Genomic DNA, 18858 nt, shown 5'->3' on the forward strand with positions numbered 1-18858 from the left:
GTTCTGATGCCTGTTGTTGGTGTCGGCGTTCTTGCAGGCGAGCGAGCAAAAGCGTCGCTGGCGCCCGCTGAGTGGGACGTCACAGATAACGCAAAGCCTATCGGATTTCATTCGAGGATCATAAGCGTCCCCGGTAAAAGGGATGCCCCTATCACAACAAATTGGTAGGATGTCGTTACGGGCCTATAGCTCAATGGTTAGAGCAGAGGACTCATCGAAAGGTGACCCCGGCATCGAAAGGGCCGGTGGAAAAACGGGATGAATTCAGGGGAACCGCAGCGGTCTGGCCGGCGGCAATCCTGAGCCAAGCCGGCGGTACACCGTCGGAAGGTGCAGAGACTACCTGAGGGCTACAGTGCCCTTGATGACAGGCTAGAGCGTCCCGCACCCCACCAGCGCAAGCTGCGGGTGAAGAGATAGTCCGCGCCGGGGGAAACTCCGGAACAAGCGAATCCTTTGGTTCCAGGTTCGAGTCCTGGTGGGCCCACCACTGCTTCGCAGGCGCTGCCTCGTCTTGTGTTTTGTAAGCATAAGTTGTCCGTCAGGCCGCGCAGGGGCCCTGTGCGGCGACCGCGACCGCGGGCAAGGCTGGCATCGGCCCCGGCAAGCGCAATCACTCCCACTCTTCAATATTTCCGCTATCTCGCGTCTAGACGGCATATGCAAAAGCTAAGGCGAGCAATGGCGGCATACAAGCCAAACGGCCCTGCTGGACTGAAGTTTTTGCATCGAAGTCGATAGCGCACGCATCCCACGCGTATGGCCGCTCCCGACCCAAAGCTGCCCTTCCTTGGCGAGAGGATAAGTCAACCTGGGACCGTTCCTTCTCATCGAACCGTTCCTTCTCAATGCAGCCATGTCGGGCACTCGCGACGGCGGGACAACCTTGCGCGCCGTGATGCAGTCGCTGCCGAAGGATGGGCAGCGTGCCGTGTCGGCGGCCGTCATCAAGCGCATGGGTCTGCCGACACCGGGACAGGCGAGCATCGGCGCCGACCAGTTCAGCGCGGCGACGTTCCTCACGAACTGGAACCGCCTGAGCCCGGAGGGGCGGCGCGCGCTGTTCGACCGTTACGGGCCGGCTTTCAGTCAAGACATGAGCCGCATTGCCAGCGTGGCCGACAACATCAAGTCCGGCGCCAAGGTGTACGCCAACCCGAGCGGGACCGCGAATCGCTCGGCCTCGATCACCTATGGCGCGGCGCTGGTGGCTTCGCTGCTCGATCCATCGATGGCCACAACCGGCACGCTCGTAGCCGACGATGCGGGTGCGAACCTCACTGCACGAGCCTTTACCAATCCGAGCTTCGTGAAGTAGCTGGCCCACTCCACGGCCTTCCCGAATGCTTCCGTGGTCGCGCAGATCAACGGGCTCCGGCAGATCGCCGAGCGCGAGGACGATGAGGACTTGGCGAAGATCGCCGACGAACTACGGGCGCGCGCGGCAAAATGAGCCGCGCCACCTGTTATCTGTGCTTCTCAGCGCACTCGGAGTCCTTGGTTCTCAGGCAGCAGACGTAGGACCAATCCTCGCTGTGGCTTTCCTGCCGGATGACCGACTGATTCCAGGCGAGCGTTCCGCAGGACTTGAGGTCGATGGTCGGGCCGAGCAGGAACTCGCGCTCTTCCCCCGAGGTCTTGTCCATGTCGTAAGTAGAGGACGTTGTACGTCTGCTCCTCAAGCTGTTTGCAGGTGTATTTCGAATACTTCCGGCATTCGTCCTGTACGCAACCAGCTAGCAACGCTAGCAGCAGAGGGGCAGCCAGCAGCCATGCTCGGCTAGTCACAGCGCTCGTCCTCATCCGTGTCCTCGCAGTCACCATCTTCGATCATCTGCTGCTGGACTTCCTCTGCGTAGGCTTCGCACCCCTCAATGAAGGACTGCGAGTTGCCGCCGCAGTCGTCGGGGTCTTCGATCCCTCTTTGCTCTGCCCATCGGTAACCGGCCTCATGGCCACTGCAATCCTGTGTGCAGGTATAGCCTTGCCAGTAGCGAGGAGCGACCGCCGCACGAACCGGCACGCGCGGAGCGATTGCAGGGCGGGGTGCTGTCATAGGTGCCGCGTAGTACCCGACGACAGCGCAACCGGGAGCAGGCTTCGACGTGTAGAGGGAAGCGCCGGCACCATCGCGGCAGCGGTAGAGGATGGATGGCCCGGCCGGCGCGCTGGCCGGCAACGTCGGTGCTGCTGGTACGACCGTGTAGCGGATCGCTCGTGGGTCAGTGCTGCCCGTCGGTGGCGGCGTGGCCGTGTAGTGGCGCTTCCCGTCCTTCACGTAGGAGTAGACCACGCCATTGTCGGCCTGCTGTGCAGGCGCGCCAAGGGAGGCCAGCAGACCGCTCAGCAACAATGCTCCGCTGGTCCGTCGCATGATCTTCCCCGCCGCTATGGTGAAAGGGTGGACTCGTCCTGCTGGCCAGATTCCGCCACGCTATCACGGTCCCTAATCCGGGCGTCAATCCAAGCATCTACCTCGCTCTCCACCCAGCCCGACATATTCCGGCCTAGCCTCACTTGTTTCGGGAAGCCTGGGAGTGAGTAGATTCTGCTCCGGCTCATGCCTATCCGATGCATTACTTCGGGTAGGCGCATGATTCGCTCGTTCACGGTGGCGTGCCCATTGTTACGGAAAACTGAGCATCTGCTTTACCACGGCAGTCGCCAACTGCTTTAGCAGTTCCAAACTGACCGAGCCGCCTACCTTGGCGGTGCGTTCTTTGACCTTTTCCCATACCGCATCGTCCCGAAGGTCGGCAATGAAGTCATGGCCCTCCGGCGTGAGCCGGGTGATCATCACTGCTAAGGGAACGGTCGGATCGCTGCCGTCCGATGGATAAATAGGCTTCGGGCCTTCCGCAAGGCCGGACTTCACGATTAGGGCGAGGTGATACGCAACCTCTTGCTGCGTGTATCCCTCGACGGCGTGAGAGTTGCTGATGCGACTGGTTGCTTGTTCAAGGTCCAGCATGAGCTTGCGGATCAAATCATCGTCGCGGCGCATAGCGGTCAATTCTCCCCTTCAGTGGATAAGCGCATTGAATTCCCCGGAACATATAGGTCAATGAATCCGGGGTGTTTCGCGTTTGTCAGCCTGGCGAATACGTCTACCCCTTTGGCGAACTCTCTAAATTTCTTCTCTGGCATCTCCATCGCCACGACTTCTTCGCACACGGTGCAGGTAAGAACAGCCTGCCTCTTGGCATGTGTGAACCTGGTTGCCGTCCAAACGCCGCAGCGGAAGCAATTGCATGGCATTACGTCCGGTATGTGCTTTGCCATTGTCAGTACGTCCACATTTGGTGTGCGGCCTCGTCGAACCATAGCTCGATGTCCTCTTTCGGCCCCATGACGGAGCGGATTTTTTTTCGCCTGAGGATAGTTGCTTTCCAGCCACCTCCAGAAATCGAAGAAATAAAGCTTTTGATCGTCAACTTGGGCGTACTCTGGGAGAGTCCGCCACTTCGCGAACAATCCGGGGAACGCTTTTCGAGCTTCGGCTTTGGTCATCTTCATTGAGCTATAGCTCCGGGGTGGCGCGGCCACAGTTGTAGCAGCGACGGAAATTGGACAGTTGTTTCCCGTAATAGACCTTCCCCATTCGCACTCCGCCCAGAGGCCCGCTGCAATACCGGCAGTCCGGGCCATGCCCGCTATCCCATCGGTATAACCGCCACCCGAACACGGCTAAGAGCGTTGCTGTGGCCCCGAACCCCGCGAGCGTAATCCACTGCGCAGGTGTGTTCAGTTGCTCGAAGTACGGTGATGAACCCGCAATGCGCGACACCGCTGACGACAGCAGGATGCCGTCTGCTAGGGCCAGCAGCGGCCACGCCAGGCCGCGTGCGAAGATTGACCACCACCGCATACCCACTCTCCATGAAGGATGACGCTTAGATGCTGGCAGTTGCCTGTCGCACATTCTGAGACAGTGCCAAGCCGCGGCGCGGCGATGCCCGGCGACCCTTGACCCAGCAAGAGCCAAGCCCTGTCCAGTGGGCAGATGTCGCGATGCAGTCGGCTGAGGAGTAGGGTGGGCGGGCGGCCTCGGGTTCCCGCCCGTGTGCCGGTTGGGGCTAGAATCTGACTCTCAGGGCGCGAGACGGGGGAAATCTAGTGTCTGAGCCGCGTTGGACCTACATGCTGCGCATTCCGCACCGCAGCCCGACCCAGATGACAATGGGTCGGCTAGCCGAATACATGCGAGAGTTCTCGCAACTGTTGGGCGTGGAGAATGCGCCGATGTTCGCTGGCATCAAGAATGCAAGCATCGGACTGTGCGCAAAGATTCCAACAGTGCGTAGGGAATCTGCGTGGAAGAACGTGCAGAAGGCGAAAAGCGTTCCCGGCAGCGCGCCTGCACGGCACTTGAACGCCATTGAGAGCATGATCGGCGCAGACAGGTTCCGTGATGTTGAGCTGCGCGACAATACTAATAAGGTCATTTATTTGTTTCAGCCGAAGGTGCAGGTAGAAGTGGTCGCGATGACGATCAAACAGCAGGGTGAAGTGGATGGTGTCGTTACCGGCTTGGTCGGTGCCGACGACACCATGCACCTTTACCTGCGCGACGCTCTGTCGCGTGACTTGCGCTTGATCGTTAAGGACGAGGCCATGGCACGCGCGCTACTGGCCCATTTCCGGAAGGGGCATCTGCGCTTGCGCGTACATGGGACCTGGACTCGGACTGAGGATGGCTGGGTGCCAGAGGCTAGCAAGTGTGTGATAGACGGCTTTGAGGTGCTGGACGAAACTCCTCTCACCGAAGTGTTCTCTCAGCTTGCTTCGATACCCGGAAACGGTTGGTGCGATATCAAGGACCCGGATGCCGAATGGCGTGACCTGCGGGGGATCAATTGATCATGGACGATCTTCCCGCGATTGTCGCCATTGATGCGAACGTGTTGGTTTGCGCCTGCCAGAAGAAAGGAGACAGAAGGGAAAAGGTTTGGCATCTTCTGGAGTCAATCGACAAGAAGAAGGGCAAGGTGACAATTCCAACGCCCGCAATTGCTGAGTTCCTTGTGCATGCGGACCAAGCGGCGCTGGCTGTGCTGGATGCCTTGCAGAAGAAAGCCAGCATCTCCATAGCCAACTTCGATCTCGGAGCGGCTCACGAAAATGCGCAGCTCGATGCTGCTGCTATTGGCAGGAAGGACAAGAGGGATGGGAGCGAGCAACCTTGGCAGAAGGTCAAAATAGACCGCCAGATCGTCGCAATCGCTAAGGCCAATGGCGCAAAGCTGATCGTCTCTGACGATGCAGGTGTTCGGGCAAATGCGACCAGGGTTGGCATTCGAGCCATGCAGATTGACGACCTGCCAATTCCTGATCACGCGCGGCAGCGGAAGCTCCCGATTAAAGAACCGAAGCAACCCCGGAAGAAATAGCTGGTGCCGGGTTGCTGAATCGAGTCGCCTGGCAAAATGGTCGAAGTCGAGGATGATTCCCCAAAAGACAATTTGGGAGTCATCCCCAGCCATTAACGGAAATATTTCAAGCTAAATCAGTGGATTGCGTCTGCTGTTCGGTTGCTGGTGGGCCGCCAAAATGTTCTTGTAAGCATAAGTTGTCTGTCAGGCAGCGACCGCGGGGCAAGGCTGGCACCGGCCCCGGCAAGCGCAATCACTCCCAAAAAATTCGCAGTTGCTTACGATATTTCGGCTGACGGAAAACGAACCCAAATGGCGAGTTCTGCACCAGCGCATCCGCCATGTGGCCGCGAAATATCCTGGGGATCCGTCGGACAGATTCCTCCAGAATTCTCCGCCAAGCCTTGGCGTAATACGGGCTGGAGATTCCCCGGGTTTCCCATACGCCAATGTTGCGCAACGCCCGTTGGACGATCTTCGCGGCTTGCTCCTGCTCCATCCGAGCGGGGTCCGAGGCGATCTGGCGATGAATGCTTCGCAGCGCTCGATAGCGGACCTTGGATTGTTCGAGGGCAAGCCAACGCTTGGCCAGAGTGGGCGATACGGCACCACACTCTTCAATGTTTCCGCCACCTCGCGCGAGACAGCATATGCAAAAGCTAAGGCGAGCAATGGCGGCATGCAAGCCAAACGGCCCCTGCTGGACTGAAGTCTTTGCATCGAAGTCGATAGCGCGCGCATCCCATGTGTATGGCCGCTCCCGACCCAAAGCTGCCCTTCTTTAGCGGGAGGGTAAGTCAACCTGGAGCCGTTCTTTTGGTTCTTTTGGAGTCAACCTGGAACCGTTCTTTTGCACGATTCCGGAACTGGTCGCGGGTTTTTCGCGGCATGAACCCGCGGGGGAACTGCGTCGCTTGCTGGAAGCCACGTGGTCGGCATCGGGCTCGCGCGGCGACATGGATGCCGGCCGGGACACGGTCCGCGCCGCATCGGCGAAGCATGGCGAGCTTAACCCGACCCAATGCGCGGAGGTCGAAAACCTGCTGCGTCGCCGCCTGGCCGACGATATCGGTGTGGCGGACATGGCCCGTGTGGCCGGCCTCGGCACGCAGCACTTCATCGAGCGCTTTCGCAACACTTATGGCACTACGCCTGGCCAGTACTTGATCCGGGAACGGGTTCAGCACGCCAAGCGCCTGTTGGCCGAAACCTCTTTGAGCATCGCCGCGATAGCCGCCGAGTCGGGCTTCTCCAGCCATAGCCATCTGACCGATCGGTTCACGCGCCGCATGGGCATCGGCCCTTCGGAGTACCGCCGGCGCCGGCGAGGACAGGCAACGTAGCTTCTTGCCAAGCCGGCAGGGCTGCGCCTGACTTTGATATCCGGCCTAACCGAGGGAAGGGCGCGATCGGAACGCGCAAGGCCGTGAAGGCTTTCGAAACCGCAATGCCCGGCACGGGCGCCAGATCGACGCGGTCGCGCAAGTCATTCGACGATTTCGCTGATCTGCACGATGGGTACGATGTCCGTGTAGTTGGCGACGTCCGCGACGATCTCCGCGCGATGGGGACCGAACGCCTCCTGGAATGTCTCCAGGGACGGCGAGTAGACGTGGCACGCCGCGACGAACTCCGGCGCGCTTCCAGGCTCACGGCCCGCGAGGCCCTTGTCGATTTCGTAGCGCAGGCAGGCATCGCCGAGCCGTTCCTTGATCAGCGGCAGGTGGCTGGTGCGGTAGTAGTCGTGGTCGAACTTCGAGCCGCGATCGGCCGGGTAGTAGACGCTCATCTTGATCATGGTCGGGCTCCTGGCCGGACGCCTCTCCGCGTCCGGGTGGCCTTTATAGCTCACCGACTCGTGAAGCGCACCCAGATCCTGGGCGAAGCGATCCTGACTAGATCGAGCAGTTCTGGCGCTTTTCGATGCATCGCCAGGTTCCTCGGAAAGGACGCATCGCATCGGCGAGATCACCGTCGATTGACCGGTCCGCACGCCTCCCTGGGGAAACGATGGGCGATCGCTGCCCGCACGCAGTCCGCGCCGGAGGCGCGTGTCCGCGGATCAGGATTCCTGGGCGGGAGGCGAGGCCAGGAGCGCTCGGATCCGTTCGGCGTCGGCGGGCGTGGCGGGGTTGAAGACCATCATCGCCAGGTCCGGTCGGCCATCGACGGCGAAGACTGAGAATTCCAGTTCGAGCCGGCCCGCCTGCGGATGGTGGAGGCGCTTGCGGCCCTCGCTGTAGTCGGCGACGTCGTGGTCGCGCCACAGCGCCTCGAACTCGGGACTGGTCCGCGAGAGTTCCTCGACCAGATCGTCGATCTCGGCGCCGGCGCCGGCGCGCGCGGCATCGGCGCGGAAGGTGCCGACCACGAAGCGGGCGACGCTCCTCCAGTCCTCCTGCGCGGCGCGCACGCGCGCATCCGAGAACATCAGGCGCAGGATGTTGCGGCGTTCCGGCGGAAGCTTGCCGTAGTCGGTCAGCAGCGTCGCGGCCGCGCGGTTCCAGGCCACCACGTCCCAGGTCGCGGTCTTGAGGATGGCGGGGCTGGCGGGCATGGCGTCGAGCACGTTCTGCAGCCGCGACGCGACGCCGTCGAAGCCCTTGTAGCGCGGTTCCGGCGGGCGCCCGAGCGCGAGCATGAACATGTGCTCGCGTTCGGTCTCGGTAAGCATCAGCGCGGCCGCCAGGCGATTGAGGACCTCGGGCGAAGGCGCGCCGCCGCGGCCCTGTTCGAGCCAGGTGTACCAGGTCGGGCTGATGTTCGCGCGCTGCGCGACCTCCTCGCGCCGCAGCCCGGGCGTGCGCCGGCGGCCGCCGTTGAAGCCGAACGTGGCCGGATCGAGCCGGGTGCGGCGTTCGCGCAGGAAATGGCCGAGCGAGTGGCCGGAATCGGTGCTCATGCGCAACCTGTTAGTCGATATACCATGATAAAGACACTGCTTTTATGGGATCCAGCGTAGGCCGATAGTGCCCGTCCGTACAACACCGGGAGCATCTGCATGCGCGTATTTCTCACTGGGGCCACGGGTTTCATCGGGTCCCGCATCGTGCCCGAGCTGACGGCGGCCGGGCACGAGGTCGTCGGCCTGACGCGGTCGGAGGAAGGGGCCCGTCTGCTGGCCGCGGCCGGCGCGAAGGCGTACCGCGGCACGCTGGAGGATCCAGGCAGCCTCCGTGCCGGCGCCGACGCGGCGGATGCCGTGATCCATACGGCCTTCGACCACGACTTTTCCAACTTCGTCGCGAACTGCGAGAAGGACCGGCGCGTGATCGAGGCGCTCGGTTCCGCGCTCAAGGGTTCGAACCGACCGCTGCTCATCACCTCGGGCACCGGCATGGGTGGTGCCGGTGCCGGGCGGCTCGCCAGCGAGGACGTCTTCGACACGGAACATCCCAATCCGCGCGTGGCGTCCGAACTGGCCGGCGCCGCCTTGCTGGAAGCGGGCGTCAACGTATCCGTCGTGCGGCTGCCGCAGGTCCACGACACGGTGAAGCAGGGCCTGGTCACGCCTTACGTGGCGCTCGCGCGCGAAAAGGGCGTCGTCGCCTATCTGGGCGAAGGCACGAACCGGTGGCCGGCGGCGCACGTGCTCGACGTGGCGAGGTTGTATCGCCTGGCGCTGGAGAAAGGGGAGCCCGGCGCGCGCTACCATGCGGTCGCCGAGGAAGGCGTGCCGGTGCGCGAGATCGCGCAGGTGCTCGGCGAAGGCCTCGGGGTCCCGGTGGTCTCCCTCGCACCGGAAAAGGCGGCCGAGCACTTCGGCTGGCTGGCGATGTTCGTCGGTCTCGACCTGCGGGCTTCCAGCGCGCTGACGCGCGAACGGCTCGGCTGGCGGCCCGAAGGACCGGGGCTGATCGACGACCTGAAACGAATGGATTACGCCGCCGCGGCCGTGCATGAGTGAGGAAGCCGAGCCGCCGATGAAGCGGAGCGCGGATACGCGGATACCTCGTGCTTGCAGGAAGCACTGGAGCCTTGGGAAACCAAGGCTCTTTTGTTTTGGGGATCGGAGTCGATGCCTTCCGTCGCGGCAAGCGGGCAAAGAACGATCGGGTCGCAGATCGCCAAGGCATCGCGGAACAAGCCTGCCACCCGAGAGCGGCAGCGCCGATGCCGAACGAAAATCCATGGGGCACTCTGCGCAAGCGAACATCGCGAAGCGGATGCGCTCCGTCGCACCGGCGCGCGGGGAGAACGGCCGACATAGCCGCAGATCTCGCGCGGCAACGATGCATTAGTGACGATATGGATATTTGAAAAATAAAAAACGGGATCGTTCCCATCGGTGCGGACATCGTCGAGCCGCGAATATCGAAGACCACGGCGTATATGGGTTTATGTATATGTGCCCGACATTTGCGCATTTGTGGCATATGCATGCAGGCCACAGAATTCAGCGGCGTTTCAGTCGCACGGGCGTCTGCGCATTCGCCAGGAGGCACTCTTCTTACCATGAAGCTGTCCCGCCGATCTTTCGTTCAGTCCGCCGCCGCCGCGGCCACGCTGCCCATGTGGGGGGCACGCGCAGCAGCGCTGGCGCCGACCTTTTCGCCAACGTGGGATTCGCTGGTGGAGGGTTATCGAACGCCCGATTGGTTCCGCGATGCCAAGTTCGGCATCTGGGCGCACTGGAGCGCGCAGTGCGTGCCCGAGATGGGCGACTGGTATGCCCGCCATATGTACATCCAGGGCCACGGGCAGTACGAGCATCACCTGAAGACCTATGGTCATCCGACCAAGGTGGGCTTCATGGAGATGCAGAACCGCTGGAAGGCCGAGAACTGGGATCCCGAAGCGCTGCTCGATCTATATGTGAAAGCAGGCGCAAAATACTTCGTCGCACTTGCCAACCATCACGACAATTTCGATAACTACGCCTCGAAGTACCACGGCTGGAACAGCGTGCGCGTCGGTCCCAAGCGCGATCTTATCGATATCTGGGCCAAGGCGGCGCGCGCACGCGGCCTGCGCTTCGGCGTCAGCAATCATTCTGCGCACGCCTGGCATTGGCTCCAGACCGCCTACGGCTATGACGCAGAAGGTCCGTTCGCGGGCCAGCGCTACGATGCCTTCCGCCTGACCAAGGCCGATGGCCGCGGCACCTGGTGGGAAGGGCTGGATCCGCAGGAGCTGTACACCGGTCGCAACATGGTGATGCCCGATGGCTTTCATCGCGCACGCAGCGCTGCCGCCTGGCACGATGAGAACACCCGGGTCTGGGACGAGAAGCCGCCACTGCAGAATCCGGCGTTCGTGCGCCAGTGGTTCCTGCGCTGCCGCGACCTGATCGACAGCTACCGCCCGGACCTCCTCTACTTCGACAACTCCGGATTGCCGCTGGGCCAGGCGGGGCTGGACATCGTCGCCCATTACTACAACGCCAGCATGGCCTGGCATGGCGGCAAACTGGAGGCGGTGGTCAATGCCAAGATGCTGCCGCCCGAGCGGCGTGCCGGCGTGGTGGAGGATGTGGAGCGCGGCTTCCGCGAGAACATCGAGCCGTTGCCGTGGCAGACCGATACCTGCCTGGGCGATTGGCATTACTCGCGCTCGGTGTTCGACAAACACGAGTACAAGTCGGCCACCACGATCATCCACCGCCTGTGCGACATCGTGTCCAAGAACGGCAACCTGCTGCTGTCGGTGCCGTTGCGCGGCGACGGCAGCATCGATGCCGACGAGCGCAGGATCCTCACCGAGATCGCCGATTGGATGGGGCGCAATGGCGAGGCGATCCACGGCACGCGCCCCTGGCGCAGCTTCGGCGAAGGGCCGACGCGGGTGAGCGGTGGCATGTTCAGCGAGGGCTCGTCGCAGCCGTTCACGGCCGAGGACATCCGTTTCACCGCCAAGGCGGGCGCGCTCTATGCGATCGCGATGGGATGGCCGCGCGACGGGATATTGCGCATCGCTTCGCTGGCGGAGGAATCGGCGTTGGCGCCGGGTGCCATCGAGCGCGTCGAGGCGGTGGGCTCGCAAGAGAGCCTTCCGTTCCATCGCGACCACAAGGGCCTGGAAATCAGGTTGCCGGAAGCCCTCGCCGGACAAGCGGCGGTCGCGCTGAAGCTGCAAGGTCCGGGGCTCGCGTGAGCCCGCAGCGGGAGCATCGGGCATGATCCATCCGGTCGTTCGCCGCATGCTTGCCGGGAGCCTGGTAGGTGTCGCGCTGGCGGGTGCCGGGATGGCTTCGGCGGCAGAGCCGCCCAGCGCGCTGGACGCGGCGGGGCAACTGCGACGCCTGCCCGCCGAGGCCAAGGCCGGTTTCGGTTGGCTGCGCACCAAGGGCGGCGTCGAGTTCCAGGTGAACGGCACCATCAAGAGCGTGCTCTTCTACGGTCCCGGCATCGTGCGCGTGTCCGCGCACACGGGCGAAGCGTACACGCGGCAACCCAGCCTGGTCGTTATTGCGTCGCCGCAGGATCCCCCGCTGGACGTGGCCGAGTCCGCCGACGCACTCACTGTCGCAGGCCCCGCGCTGCGCGCCATCGTCGACAAGCGCAGCGGGGCGATCGCGTTCCAGCGGCCCGACGGCACGCCGTTGCTCCGCGAACAGGAAGCACCGGTGCTCACGCCGGGCACCGAACCTTCGGGGAGCAAGACCTATGCGGTCGAGCAGCGCTTCGCGCTGGCGGCCGACGAGTCGCTCTACGGCCTGGGCCAGTACAACGAGCCGTACATGGATTACCGCGGCCGCGAAGTGCTGATGGTGCAGACCAACATCGGCATCGTCGTGCCGTTCATGGTGTCCACGCGCCGCTACGGGCTGCTGTGGGACACGTACTCGAAGATGACGTTCTCCGACGGCCCGCAAGGCGCGGTATTCCGCGCCGAGAACGCGCCTGCCGGCGTCGACTACTACGTCGTGGCCGGCGACACGATGGACGGGGTGATCGCGGGCTATCGCCGGCTCACCGGCGCCGCGCCGATGTTCCCGAAATACGCGTTCGGGCTGTTCATGAGCAAGGAGCGCTATACCACGCAGCAGCGGCTGCTGGAGGTGGTGCGGCGCTTCCGCGAGGATCGTTTCCCGCTGGACGTGATCGTGCAGGACTGGCAGTACTGGGGCGGGCAGAAGAACGGCCAGTGGGACGGCAACTGGAGCGGCATGGTCTGGGACCGCGAGCGCTATCCGGATCCCGCCGGCATGGCGCGCACGCTGCACGATACGTTGCATACGCGGTTGATGGTGTCGATCTGGCCGTCGATCGGCAACGACACGGCGCTGGCGCACGAGCTCGATGCGAAGGGGTTGCGTTTCGAGCCGCTGCACTGGATCTCCAGGCGCGCACGCATCTACGACGCCTTCAGCGAAGAAGGCCGCTCCATCTACTTCAAGCATGCCAAGAAGGGCCTGCTCGACAACGGCGTCGATGCCTTGTGGATGGACGGCACCGAGGTGGAGGTGGGGGGCGCGGCGCACGATGCGGGCGAGGTGGAGGCCGACATCAAGCGGCTGGGCCGCAATGCCATGGGCGACTTCGGTCGTTATCTCAACGTCTACAGCCTGGTGGCGACGCGGGGCCTCTACGAAGGCCAGCGCGCGAGCGCCGACCTGGCCGACAAGCGCGTGCTCACGCTTACCCGTTCCGCATGGGCCGGGCAGCAGCGCTATGCGGCGCTGCCCTGGTCGGGCGACACCACGGCCGGGTGGGACGCGCTGCGCGCGCAGATCGCCGGTGGCCTGAACGTCTCGATGGCCGGCCTGCCGTACTGGACCCAGGATACCGGCGGCTTCTTCGTCAACGCGCCGGGCGGCGAGCGCGACCCGGCCTACCGCGAGTTGTTCGCGCGCTGGAACCAGTTCGGCATCTTCAATCCCGTCTACCGCATCCACGGCACCTCGATCGAGCGCGAGCCCTGGGTGTTCGAGGCGCTCGATCCGCCGGTATACCGATCGATCCGCCGGGCCGCCGAACTGCGCTACCGCCTGCTGCCCTACATCTACAGCCTGGCCTGGGCGAGCACGCACGATGGCTACACGATGATGCGCGGCCTGCCGATGGACTTCCCGGACCAGCAGGCGCTGCGCCGCGTCGACGACACCTACATGTTCGGCCCGGCATTCCTGGTGCAGCCGATCACGAGGGCGATGTTCCACGCCGAACTGCCGCCGCCGCCCACGGTGCCCGCGGCACAGTTGCGCACGCCCGATGGACAGCCTGGACTGGAACTCGAGTACTACCGCGGCACGGAGTTCGAGCAGCTCGCCAGCCGCACCGTCGATACGCAGGCCGATCACCATTGGCCGGACGCGCCGCTGGGCAGCGTGCCGCCCGGGCTGGACGGATTGCAGAACTTCTCCGCGCGCTGGCAGGGACGGATCGTCGCCGCCGAGGACGGCGAGCACGAGATCGGCGTAGAGGGCGACGACGGTTTCCGGGTCTGGCTGGACGACAAGCTCGTGGTCGACGAATGGAAGGAAGCCGGCGCACGCTTTGCAGGCGCGCGTATCGTGCTGCGCAAGGGGCAGGCGGTGCGCGTGCGCATCGACTACTTCCAGAAGGGCGCCGCCCGCGTGATGCGGCTGGCCTGGCGCACGCCGAGCGAACGCAGCGCGCTCGTCGAGCGCCAGCGCCGGCTCGACCTGCGGCAGGCCACGCTGCTGCCGGCCGGTACCGACTGGTACGACTTCTGGACCGGTCAGCGCCATGCCGGCGGCGCGAGCGTCGCGCGGCCCTATCCGATCGACGAGTTCCCGCTGTTCGTGCGCGCCGGCTCGATCGTGCCATTGGGCCCGGTGGTCCAGTACGCCGACGAGAAGCCGGATGCACCCTACGAGATCCGCATCTATCCCGGTGCTGACGGCCGCTTCACGCTCTACGACGACGACGGCAAGACCTACCGCTACGAGAAGGGCGAGTACGCCACCACCGTACTGAGCTGGGACGACGCGCGCCGCACGTTGCGCATCGGCGCCCGCGAGGGCGGTTTCCCCGGCATGGCCGGACAGCGCACGTTGAAGGTGCGGCTGATGCCGTCGGCGTCCGACGGTCGCGTGCAGACGGAAGTGGTGTACTTCCGCGGCGAGCCGATCGAACTTCACTTCAAGCCCTGAAGAACACGCCATGAAGATGCAGAAGAAAGTGTTGGCGGCGATGGTCGCCTTGTGCGGGACGGCCACGGCGGGATCCGCCTTCGCGAGCCCGCAGGTGATCGCCTCGCCGCACGGCAAGGCTGCCATCCGCGTCGAGGACGATGCCAGCCGGTTCTCGGTGACGTGGCGCGGGGAGACGGTGGTCGCCGCTTCGCCGCTGGGGCTGGAACTGGAGGGCGCGCCCGCCTTCGGCGCGCTGGCGCTCGAACGCCGCGAGGATGCCGAGGTGGACCGCGAGATCCCGCTGGTGGCGACCAAGGCGTCCGCGGCGCGCGACCGCTACCGCGGCGCGACGTTGACGTTCCGCGAAACGGGCGCCGCGGCGCGCAGGCTCATCATCGACGTGCGCGCCTACGATGACGGCGTCGCGTTCCGGTACCGCATCGAGGACAAGGCGCCGGTGCGCCTGGCCGGCGAGCGCACCGCCTTCGCGCTGCCCGGCGATCCGCAATGCCTGGCGACCAAGTACGAGCCGGCGCACGAGAACCCGTTCGAGCGCCTCGGGTTCTCGCAGCTGTCCGAAGGCGTGCGCTACGACGTGCCGCTGGTATGCACGAGCCGCTCGGGCCGCGCATCGCTGGCGATCACGCAGGCGTACCTGGAAGGCTATACGGGCGCATCGTTGCAGCGCGAGGGCGACGTGGTGCGGGTCAAGCTGTCGCCGGTGCCGGGCCGTGCCGGTCCGGCCTATGTTTCCAGCGGCGGCCTGCGCACCGCGTGGCGCGTGGTGATGCTGGGCGACCGGCCCGGCGACATGATCGGTTCGCAGCTCATCGGCAACCTCAATCCGGCGCCGGACGGCGATTTCGGCTGGGTCGTGCCCGGCAAGGCGGCCTGGGACTGGTGGTCCGGACCGCTGGAAGGCGTGAAGCCCGACGTGGCGACCTACCGCCATTTCATCGACTTCGCGGCCGAGTCGGGGTTCCCTTACTACCTGATCGACGCCGGCTGGTCCTGGGGCTCGGGCCCTTGCTGCGAGGCGCGGCCCGACACCGACATCACCCGTGCCGCCGACGACATCGACATGCCCGCGTTGGCGCGCTACGCCGCCGGCAAGGGCGTCGGGCTGCTGCTGTGGGTCCATTGGGAGCACCTGGCGCCGCGCATGGACGAGGTACTCGACACCTACCAGCGCTGGGGCATCAAGGGCATCAAGGTCGATTTCATGAACCGCGACGACCAGGAGATGGTCGCGTTCTACCAGCGCCTCGCCGCCGCCACCGCCAAGCGGCACCTGCTGTTGGACCTGCATGGCGCCTACGTGCCGGCCGGCCTCCAGCGCACCTATCCCAACTACATCACCCAGGAAGGCGTGCTGGGCGCCGAGTGGAACAAGATGGACCGGCGCGTCACGCCGCAGCACAACCTGATGCTGCCGTACACGCGCATGCTCGCCGGCCCGATGGACTACACGCCCGGCGGCTTCCGCAACGTCGCGCCGAAGGACTTCGAAGTGCGCGCCTCGCTGCCGCTGACCCAGACCACCCGCGGGCAGGCGCTGGCGATGTACGTGGTCTACGACAGCCCGCTGCAGATGGTGTCCGACAGTCCCGAAACGTACCGCGGTGCCGAAGGCTTCGAGTTCGTCCGGCGCGTGCCGACCGCCTGGGACGAGACGCGCTTCCTGTCCGGCGAGCCGGCGCGCGACATCGTACTGGCGCGGCGCTCGGGCACGACCTGGTACGTCGGCGCGATGACCGCCGACGAGGCGCGCACCGCGCGCGTGCCCCTGCAGTTCCTGCCCGCGGGCAAGTACCGCGCGACCGTGTGGGAAGACGGCGCCACACCCGACCAGGTCCGTCGCAGCGAACGCATCGTGACCGCGGGCGACGCGCTTGCCTTGCGCCTTTCGGCGGCCGGCGGCGCGGCTGTGGTCCTGGAGCCGGCCGACCGATGAGCGCGCAGATCCGCGACGCCATCGGTGGCCGCCGTCCTTTGCGGCATCGGTTGCCATGAACGTCGATCGCACCCACGGGCTCAGCCGGCGCGACTTCGTCAAGTCCGTGGCCCTGGCCGCGGCGATCCCGCGCCTCGCGTGGGCCGGCGATGCCGGCGGTGCGGGCGGCGGCGTCCGCATGTTCGCGCTCGCCGACGTCCAGCTCGGCGACGGCGTGTTCGCGCATTCGCATGCGCTCAACCGCCGTTACCTGGCCGCGCTGGAGGTCGATCGCCTGGTCGCGCCCTACCGGGTCGAAGCGGCGCTGGCGCCGCGCGCGCACAAGTATCCGAACTGGGAGTCGATGGGCCTGGAAGGGCACACGGCCGGGCACTACCTGTCGGCCCTGGCGCAGGAGGCCGCCCAGGGCGACGAGGAGATGCGCCGGCGCCTGGATTACATGGTGGCGGAGCTGGCGGCCTGCCAGCAGGCCAACGGCGACGGTTACGTCGGCGCCGTGCCCAACGGCCGCGCGCTGTGGAGCAGCGTCGCGACGGGCACCATCGATGCCGGTTCCTTCTCGCTGGGCAACGCGTGGGTGCCGTTCTACAACCTGCACAAGATGTTCGCCGGCCTGCGCGATGCCTGGTTGCATGCGGGCCAGCGCCAGGCCCGCGAGATGCTCATCGCCTTCGCCGACTGGGCCGACCGCCTGGTGGCCGGGCTCGACGACCGGCAGATGCAGGCGCTGCTCGCCACCGAGCATGGCGGCATGAACGAGGTGCTGGCCGACGTCTGCGCCATCACCGGCGACCGGCGCTACCTGGCCCTGGCGCGCCGCTTTTCGCATCGTGCGCTGCTCGATCCGCTGTTGCGCCGCGAGGACGCGCTGGACGGCCTGCACGCCAATACCCAGATCCCGAAGGTCATCGGCTTCGCCCGCATCGGCGAACTGGACGGCGACCAGGCCTGGATCGACGCGGCCGCCTTCTTCTGGGACACGGTGGTCCAGCGGCGCAGCATCGCCTTCGGCGGCAACAGCACGCGCGAGCATTTCAATCCGGTCGGCGACTTCGGCACGATGGTGGCATCGCCGGAAGGGCCGGAGACCTGCAACAGCTACAACATGCTGCGCCTGAGCATGCAGCTGTACCGGCTGGACCCGCAGCCGCGCTATGCCGATTTCTACGAGCGCACGCTGTTCAACCACATCCTCTCCAGCCAGCATCCGCGGCATGGCGGGCTGGTCTACTTCACGCCGATCCGCCCGCGCCACTACCGGGTCTACTCGCAGCCTCAGGAATGCTTCTGGTGCTGCGTCGGCACCGGCATGGAGAACCACGGCCGCCACGGTGCGTTCGCCTACGCCCACGACGCGCACGCGCTGACCGTCAACCTGTACATGGCCTCGCAGCTGCAATGGCGCGAGCGCGGGCTGGTCGTGCGCCAGGACACGCGATTCCCGGAAGCGCCATCGAGCCGGCTGTCGCTGCAGTTGCGCAAGGCGCAGCGCTTCCGGCTGCGCCTGCGCCACCCGCACTGGTTGGAAGGGCCGCTCGAGGTGCGCGTCAACGGCAAGCCCTGGCCACTGCAGTCCACGCCTTGCTCCTATGCCAGCATCGAGCGCGAGTGGGCCGACGGGGACGTCGTCGAGATCGACTTGCCCATGCGCACCCGCATCGAGGGATTGCCGGATGGCTCGGACTACGTGGCGATCCTGCACGGCCCGGTCGTGCTGGCCGCGCGCACCGGTACCGAGGACCTGGTCGGGTTGATCGCCGACGATGGCCGCGGCAGCCACGTCGCGGCAGGTCCGTTGCTGCCCCTGGATCGCGCGCCGATGCTGGTCGGCGACCGGGATGCACTGGCGGCCCGGGTCAGGCCCGTGCCGGGGCGCCCGCTCGCCTTCGAGGCCGGCGAGCTGATCCAGCCCGCCGCCTTCAAGTCGCTGCGGCTGGAGCCCCTGTCGCAGGTGCATGACGCGCGATACGTCGTGTACTGGCGTACCGCCACCGCGTCCGCCTATCCGGCGCTGTTGCGCAGGATCGAGGACGACGAACGCCAGCGGCAGGCGCTGGAGGATCGCACCCTGGACCACGTGGCGCCCGGCGAGCAGCAACCCGAGGTGGAGCACCGGTACCAAGGCCAGGACAGCAACACCGGCATCCACCTGGGGCGCCACTGGCGCGATACGGGGCGGTGGATTTCCTATCGATTGAAGGCGCGGGACGGCAGCGCCCCGGCTGCCGCCGTGGAACTGTTGCTCGCCTTCGACGGGGGAGACCGCAACCCGGGCTTCGACCTGCTGGTCGACGGGCGCCGGCTGGAGACGATCGCGCTGCAAGGCGGCGCAAGCGGCACGTTCGTCGAGCGCAGGATCGCCCTGCCGCAGGACCTGGCCCGGGCGGCGTTCGGCCAGGGCATCGAAGTGAAGCTGGTCGCCTCGCCGGGGCGGCGCACCAGCGGCCTGTTCGACCTGCGCTTGCTGCGGGGCGATTGAAGACCATGCCCGG

The 18858-nt window shown here is 65.3% G+C and carries 17 protein-coding genes; 9 read left to right on the top strand and 8 right to left on the bottom strand.

Annotated features, from left to right (window positions below):
* Window positions 1-856: 856 nt before the first annotated feature.
* Window positions 857-1318, top strand: a complete 462-nt coding sequence (locus FD678_RS16910; protein ID WP_140726548.1) for a hypothetical protein — start codon at window positions 857-859, stop codon at window positions 1316-1318.
* A gap of 148 nt (window positions 1319-1466) precedes the next feature.
* On the opposite strand, the gene FD678_RS16915 is transcribed toward FD678_RS16910, so the two are convergent.
* The 5 genes from FD678_RS16915 to FD678_RS16935 form a co-directional block, all read right to left on the bottom strand.
* Complete coding sequence (locus FD678_RS16915; RefSeq protein WP_140726551.1) at window positions 1467-1646, bottom strand: hypothetical protein; 180 nt, start codon at window positions 1644-1646, stop codon at window positions 1467-1469.
* A 134-nt stretch (window positions 1647-1780) separates the two neighbouring features.
* The gene (locus FD678_RS16920) at window positions 1781-2374 is read right to left on the bottom strand and encodes a hypothetical protein (protein ID WP_140726554.1); all 594 of its coding nucleotides are present in this window, start codon (window positions 2372-2374) and stop codon (window positions 1781-1783) included.
* Between the two features lie 14 nt (window positions 2375-2388).
* Window positions 2389-2595 carry a helix-turn-helix transcriptional regulator gene (locus FD678_RS16925; RefSeq protein ID WP_218569805.1) on the bottom strand — a complete coding sequence of 69 codons (207 nt, stop codon included), beginning with the start codon at window positions 2593-2595 and terminating at the stop codon, window positions 2389-2391.
* A 31-nt stretch (window positions 2596-2626) separates the two neighbouring features.
* Window positions 2627-3004, bottom strand: coding sequence for a DUF2513 domain-containing protein (locus FD678_RS16930; protein WP_140726560.1), 378 nt, complete (start codon window positions 3002-3004; stop codon window positions 2627-2629).
* A 5-nt stretch (window positions 3005-3009) separates the two neighbouring features.
* A complete protein-coding gene (locus FD678_RS16935) occupies window positions 3010-3516 on the bottom strand; it encodes a hypothetical protein (protein ID WP_140726563.1) in 507 nt (168 codons plus the stop codon).
* A 624-nt stretch (window positions 3517-4140) separates the two neighbouring features.
* Here FD678_RS16935 and FD678_RS16940 point away from each other — a divergent pair.
* On the top strand, window positions 4141-4860 hold the full coding sequence (locus tag FD678_RS16940) for a hypothetical protein (RefSeq protein WP_140726566.1): 720 nt from the start codon (window positions 4141-4143) through the stop codon (window positions 4858-4860).
* 2 nt (window positions 4861-4862) lie between these two features.
* Complete coding sequence (locus tag FD678_RS16945; RefSeq protein WP_140726570.1) at window positions 4863-5390, top strand: PIN domain-containing protein; 528 nt, start codon at window positions 4863-4865, stop codon at window positions 5388-5390.
* Between the two features lie 235 nt (window positions 5391-5625).
* Here FD678_RS16945 and FD678_RS16950 read toward each other — a convergent pair whose 3' ends face one another.
* Window positions 5626-6057 carry a hypothetical protein gene (locus tag FD678_RS16950; protein ID WP_140726573.1) on the bottom strand — a complete coding sequence of 144 codons (432 nt, stop codon included), beginning with the start codon at window positions 6055-6057 and terminating at the stop codon, window positions 5626-5628.
* 229 nt (window positions 6058-6286) lie between these two features.
* Between FD678_RS16950 and FD678_RS16955 the strand changes: the two genes are divergently transcribed.
* Window positions 6287-6715, top strand: a complete 429-nt coding sequence (locus tag FD678_RS16955) for a helix-turn-helix domain-containing protein (protein ID WP_140726576.1) — start codon at window positions 6287-6289, stop codon at window positions 6713-6715.
* Between the two features lie 143 nt (window positions 6716-6858).
* Here FD678_RS16955 and FD678_RS16960 read toward each other — a convergent pair whose 3' ends face one another.
* Window positions 6859-7170: an EthD family reductase gene (locus tag FD678_RS16960; protein WP_140726579.1), complete on the bottom strand. Its 312-nt coding sequence runs from the start codon at window positions 7168-7170 to the stop codon at window positions 6859-6861.
* Between the two features lie 264 nt (window positions 7171-7434).
* A complete protein-coding gene (locus FD678_RS16965) occupies window positions 7435-8274 on the bottom strand; it encodes a helix-turn-helix transcriptional regulator (protein WP_140726582.1) in 840 nt (279 codons plus the stop codon).
* A gap of 99 nt (window positions 8275-8373) precedes the next feature.
* Here FD678_RS16965 and FD678_RS16970 point away from each other — a divergent pair, with 99 nt between their 5' ends.
* From FD678_RS16970 to FD678_RS16990, 5 genes are all read left to right on the top strand, one after another.
* Entirely contained in the window at window positions 8374-9279 is a 906-nt protein-coding gene (locus FD678_RS16970) for an SDR family oxidoreductase (RefSeq protein ID WP_140726585.1), read from the top strand.
* A gap of 548 nt (window positions 9280-9827) precedes the next feature.
* Window positions 9828-11465: an alpha-L-fucosidase gene (locus FD678_RS16975; RefSeq protein ID WP_140726588.1), complete on the top strand. Its 1638-nt coding sequence runs from the start codon at window positions 9828-9830 to the stop codon at window positions 11463-11465.
* 22 nt (window positions 11466-11487) lie between these two features.
* Window positions 11488-14430 carry a glycoside hydrolase family 31 protein gene (locus tag FD678_RS16980; RefSeq protein ID WP_218569806.1) on the top strand — a complete coding sequence of 981 codons (2943 nt, stop codon included), beginning with the start codon at window positions 11488-11490 and terminating at the stop codon, window positions 14428-14430.
* A 10-nt stretch (window positions 14431-14440) separates the two neighbouring features.
* On the top strand, window positions 14441-16366 hold the full coding sequence (locus tag FD678_RS16985) for a glycoside hydrolase family 97 protein (RefSeq protein WP_218569807.1): 1926 nt from the start codon (window positions 14441-14443) through the stop codon (window positions 16364-16366).
* Between the two features lie 55 nt (window positions 16367-16421).
* Window positions 16422-18845, top strand: a complete 2424-nt coding sequence (locus FD678_RS16990) for a glycoside hydrolase family 127 protein (RefSeq protein ID WP_140726591.1) — start codon at window positions 16422-16424, stop codon at window positions 18843-18845.
* Window positions 18846-18858: the final 13 nt, after the last annotated feature.

This window comes from Pseudomonas sp. Hp2 (assembly GCF_006386585.1).
Taxonomy (GTDB): Bacteria; Pseudomonadota; Gammaproteobacteria; order Xanthomonadales; family Xanthomonadaceae; genus Pseudomonas_S; species Pseudomonas_S boreopolis.

Excerpts from the sequence above, each read along its gene's own strand:
- FD678_RS16985 (WP_218569807.1), top strand. The coding sequence starts at position 14,441 with ATGAAGATGCAGAAGAAAGTGTTGGCGGCGATGGTCGCCTTGTGCGGG.
- FD678_RS16960 (WP_140726579.1), bottom strand. The coding sequence starts at position 7,170 with ATGATCAAGATGAGCGTCTACTACCCGGCCGATCGCGGCTCGAAGTTC.
- FD678_RS16975 (WP_140726588.1), top strand. The coding sequence starts at position 9,828 with ATGAAGCTGTCCCGCCGATCTTTCGTTCAGTCCGCCGCCGCCGCGGCC.
- FD678_RS16935 (WP_140726563.1), bottom strand. The coding sequence starts at position 3,516 with ATGAAGATGACCAAAGCCGAAGCTCGAAAAGCGTTCCCCGGATTGTTC.
- FD678_RS16990 (WP_140726591.1), top strand. The coding sequence starts at position 16,422 with ATGAACGTCGATCGCACCCACGGGCTCAGCCGGCGCGACTTCGTCAAG.
- FD678_RS16965 (WP_140726582.1), bottom strand. The coding sequence starts at position 8,274 with ATGAGCACCGATTCCGGCCACTCGCTCGGCCATTTCCTGCGCGAACGC.
- FD678_RS16945 (WP_140726570.1), top strand. The coding sequence starts at position 4,863 with ATGGACGATCTTCCCGCGATTGTCGCCATTGATGCGAACGTGTTGGTT.
- FD678_RS16930 (WP_140726560.1), bottom strand. The coding sequence starts at position 3,004 with ATGCGCCGCGACGATGATTTGATCCGCAAGCTCATGCTGGACCTTGAA.
- FD678_RS16910 (WP_140726548.1), top strand. The coding sequence starts at position 857 with ATGTCGGGCACTCGCGACGGCGGGACAACCTTGCGCGCCGTGATGCAG.
- FD678_RS16925 (WP_218569805.1), bottom strand. The coding sequence starts at position 2,595 with ATGCGCCTACCCGAAGTAATGCATCGGATAGGCATGAGCCGGAGCAGA.
- FD678_RS16980 (WP_218569806.1), top strand. The coding sequence starts at position 11,488 with ATGATCCATCCGGTCGTTCGCCGCATGCTTGCCGGGAGCCTGGTAGGT.
- FD678_RS16940 (WP_140726566.1), top strand. The coding sequence starts at position 4,141 with ATGCTGCGCATTCCGCACCGCAGCCCGACCCAGATGACAATGGGTCGG.
- FD678_RS16970 (WP_140726585.1), top strand. The coding sequence starts at position 8,374 with ATGCGCGTATTTCTCACTGGGGCCACGGGTTTCATCGGGTCCCGCATC.
- FD678_RS16915 (WP_140726551.1), bottom strand. The coding sequence starts at position 1,646 with ATGGACAAGACCTCGGGGGAAGAGCGCGAGTTCCTGCTCGGCCCGACC.
- FD678_RS16920 (WP_140726554.1), bottom strand. The coding sequence starts at position 2,374 with ATGCGACGGACCAGCGGAGCATTGTTGCTGAGCGGTCTGCTGGCCTCC.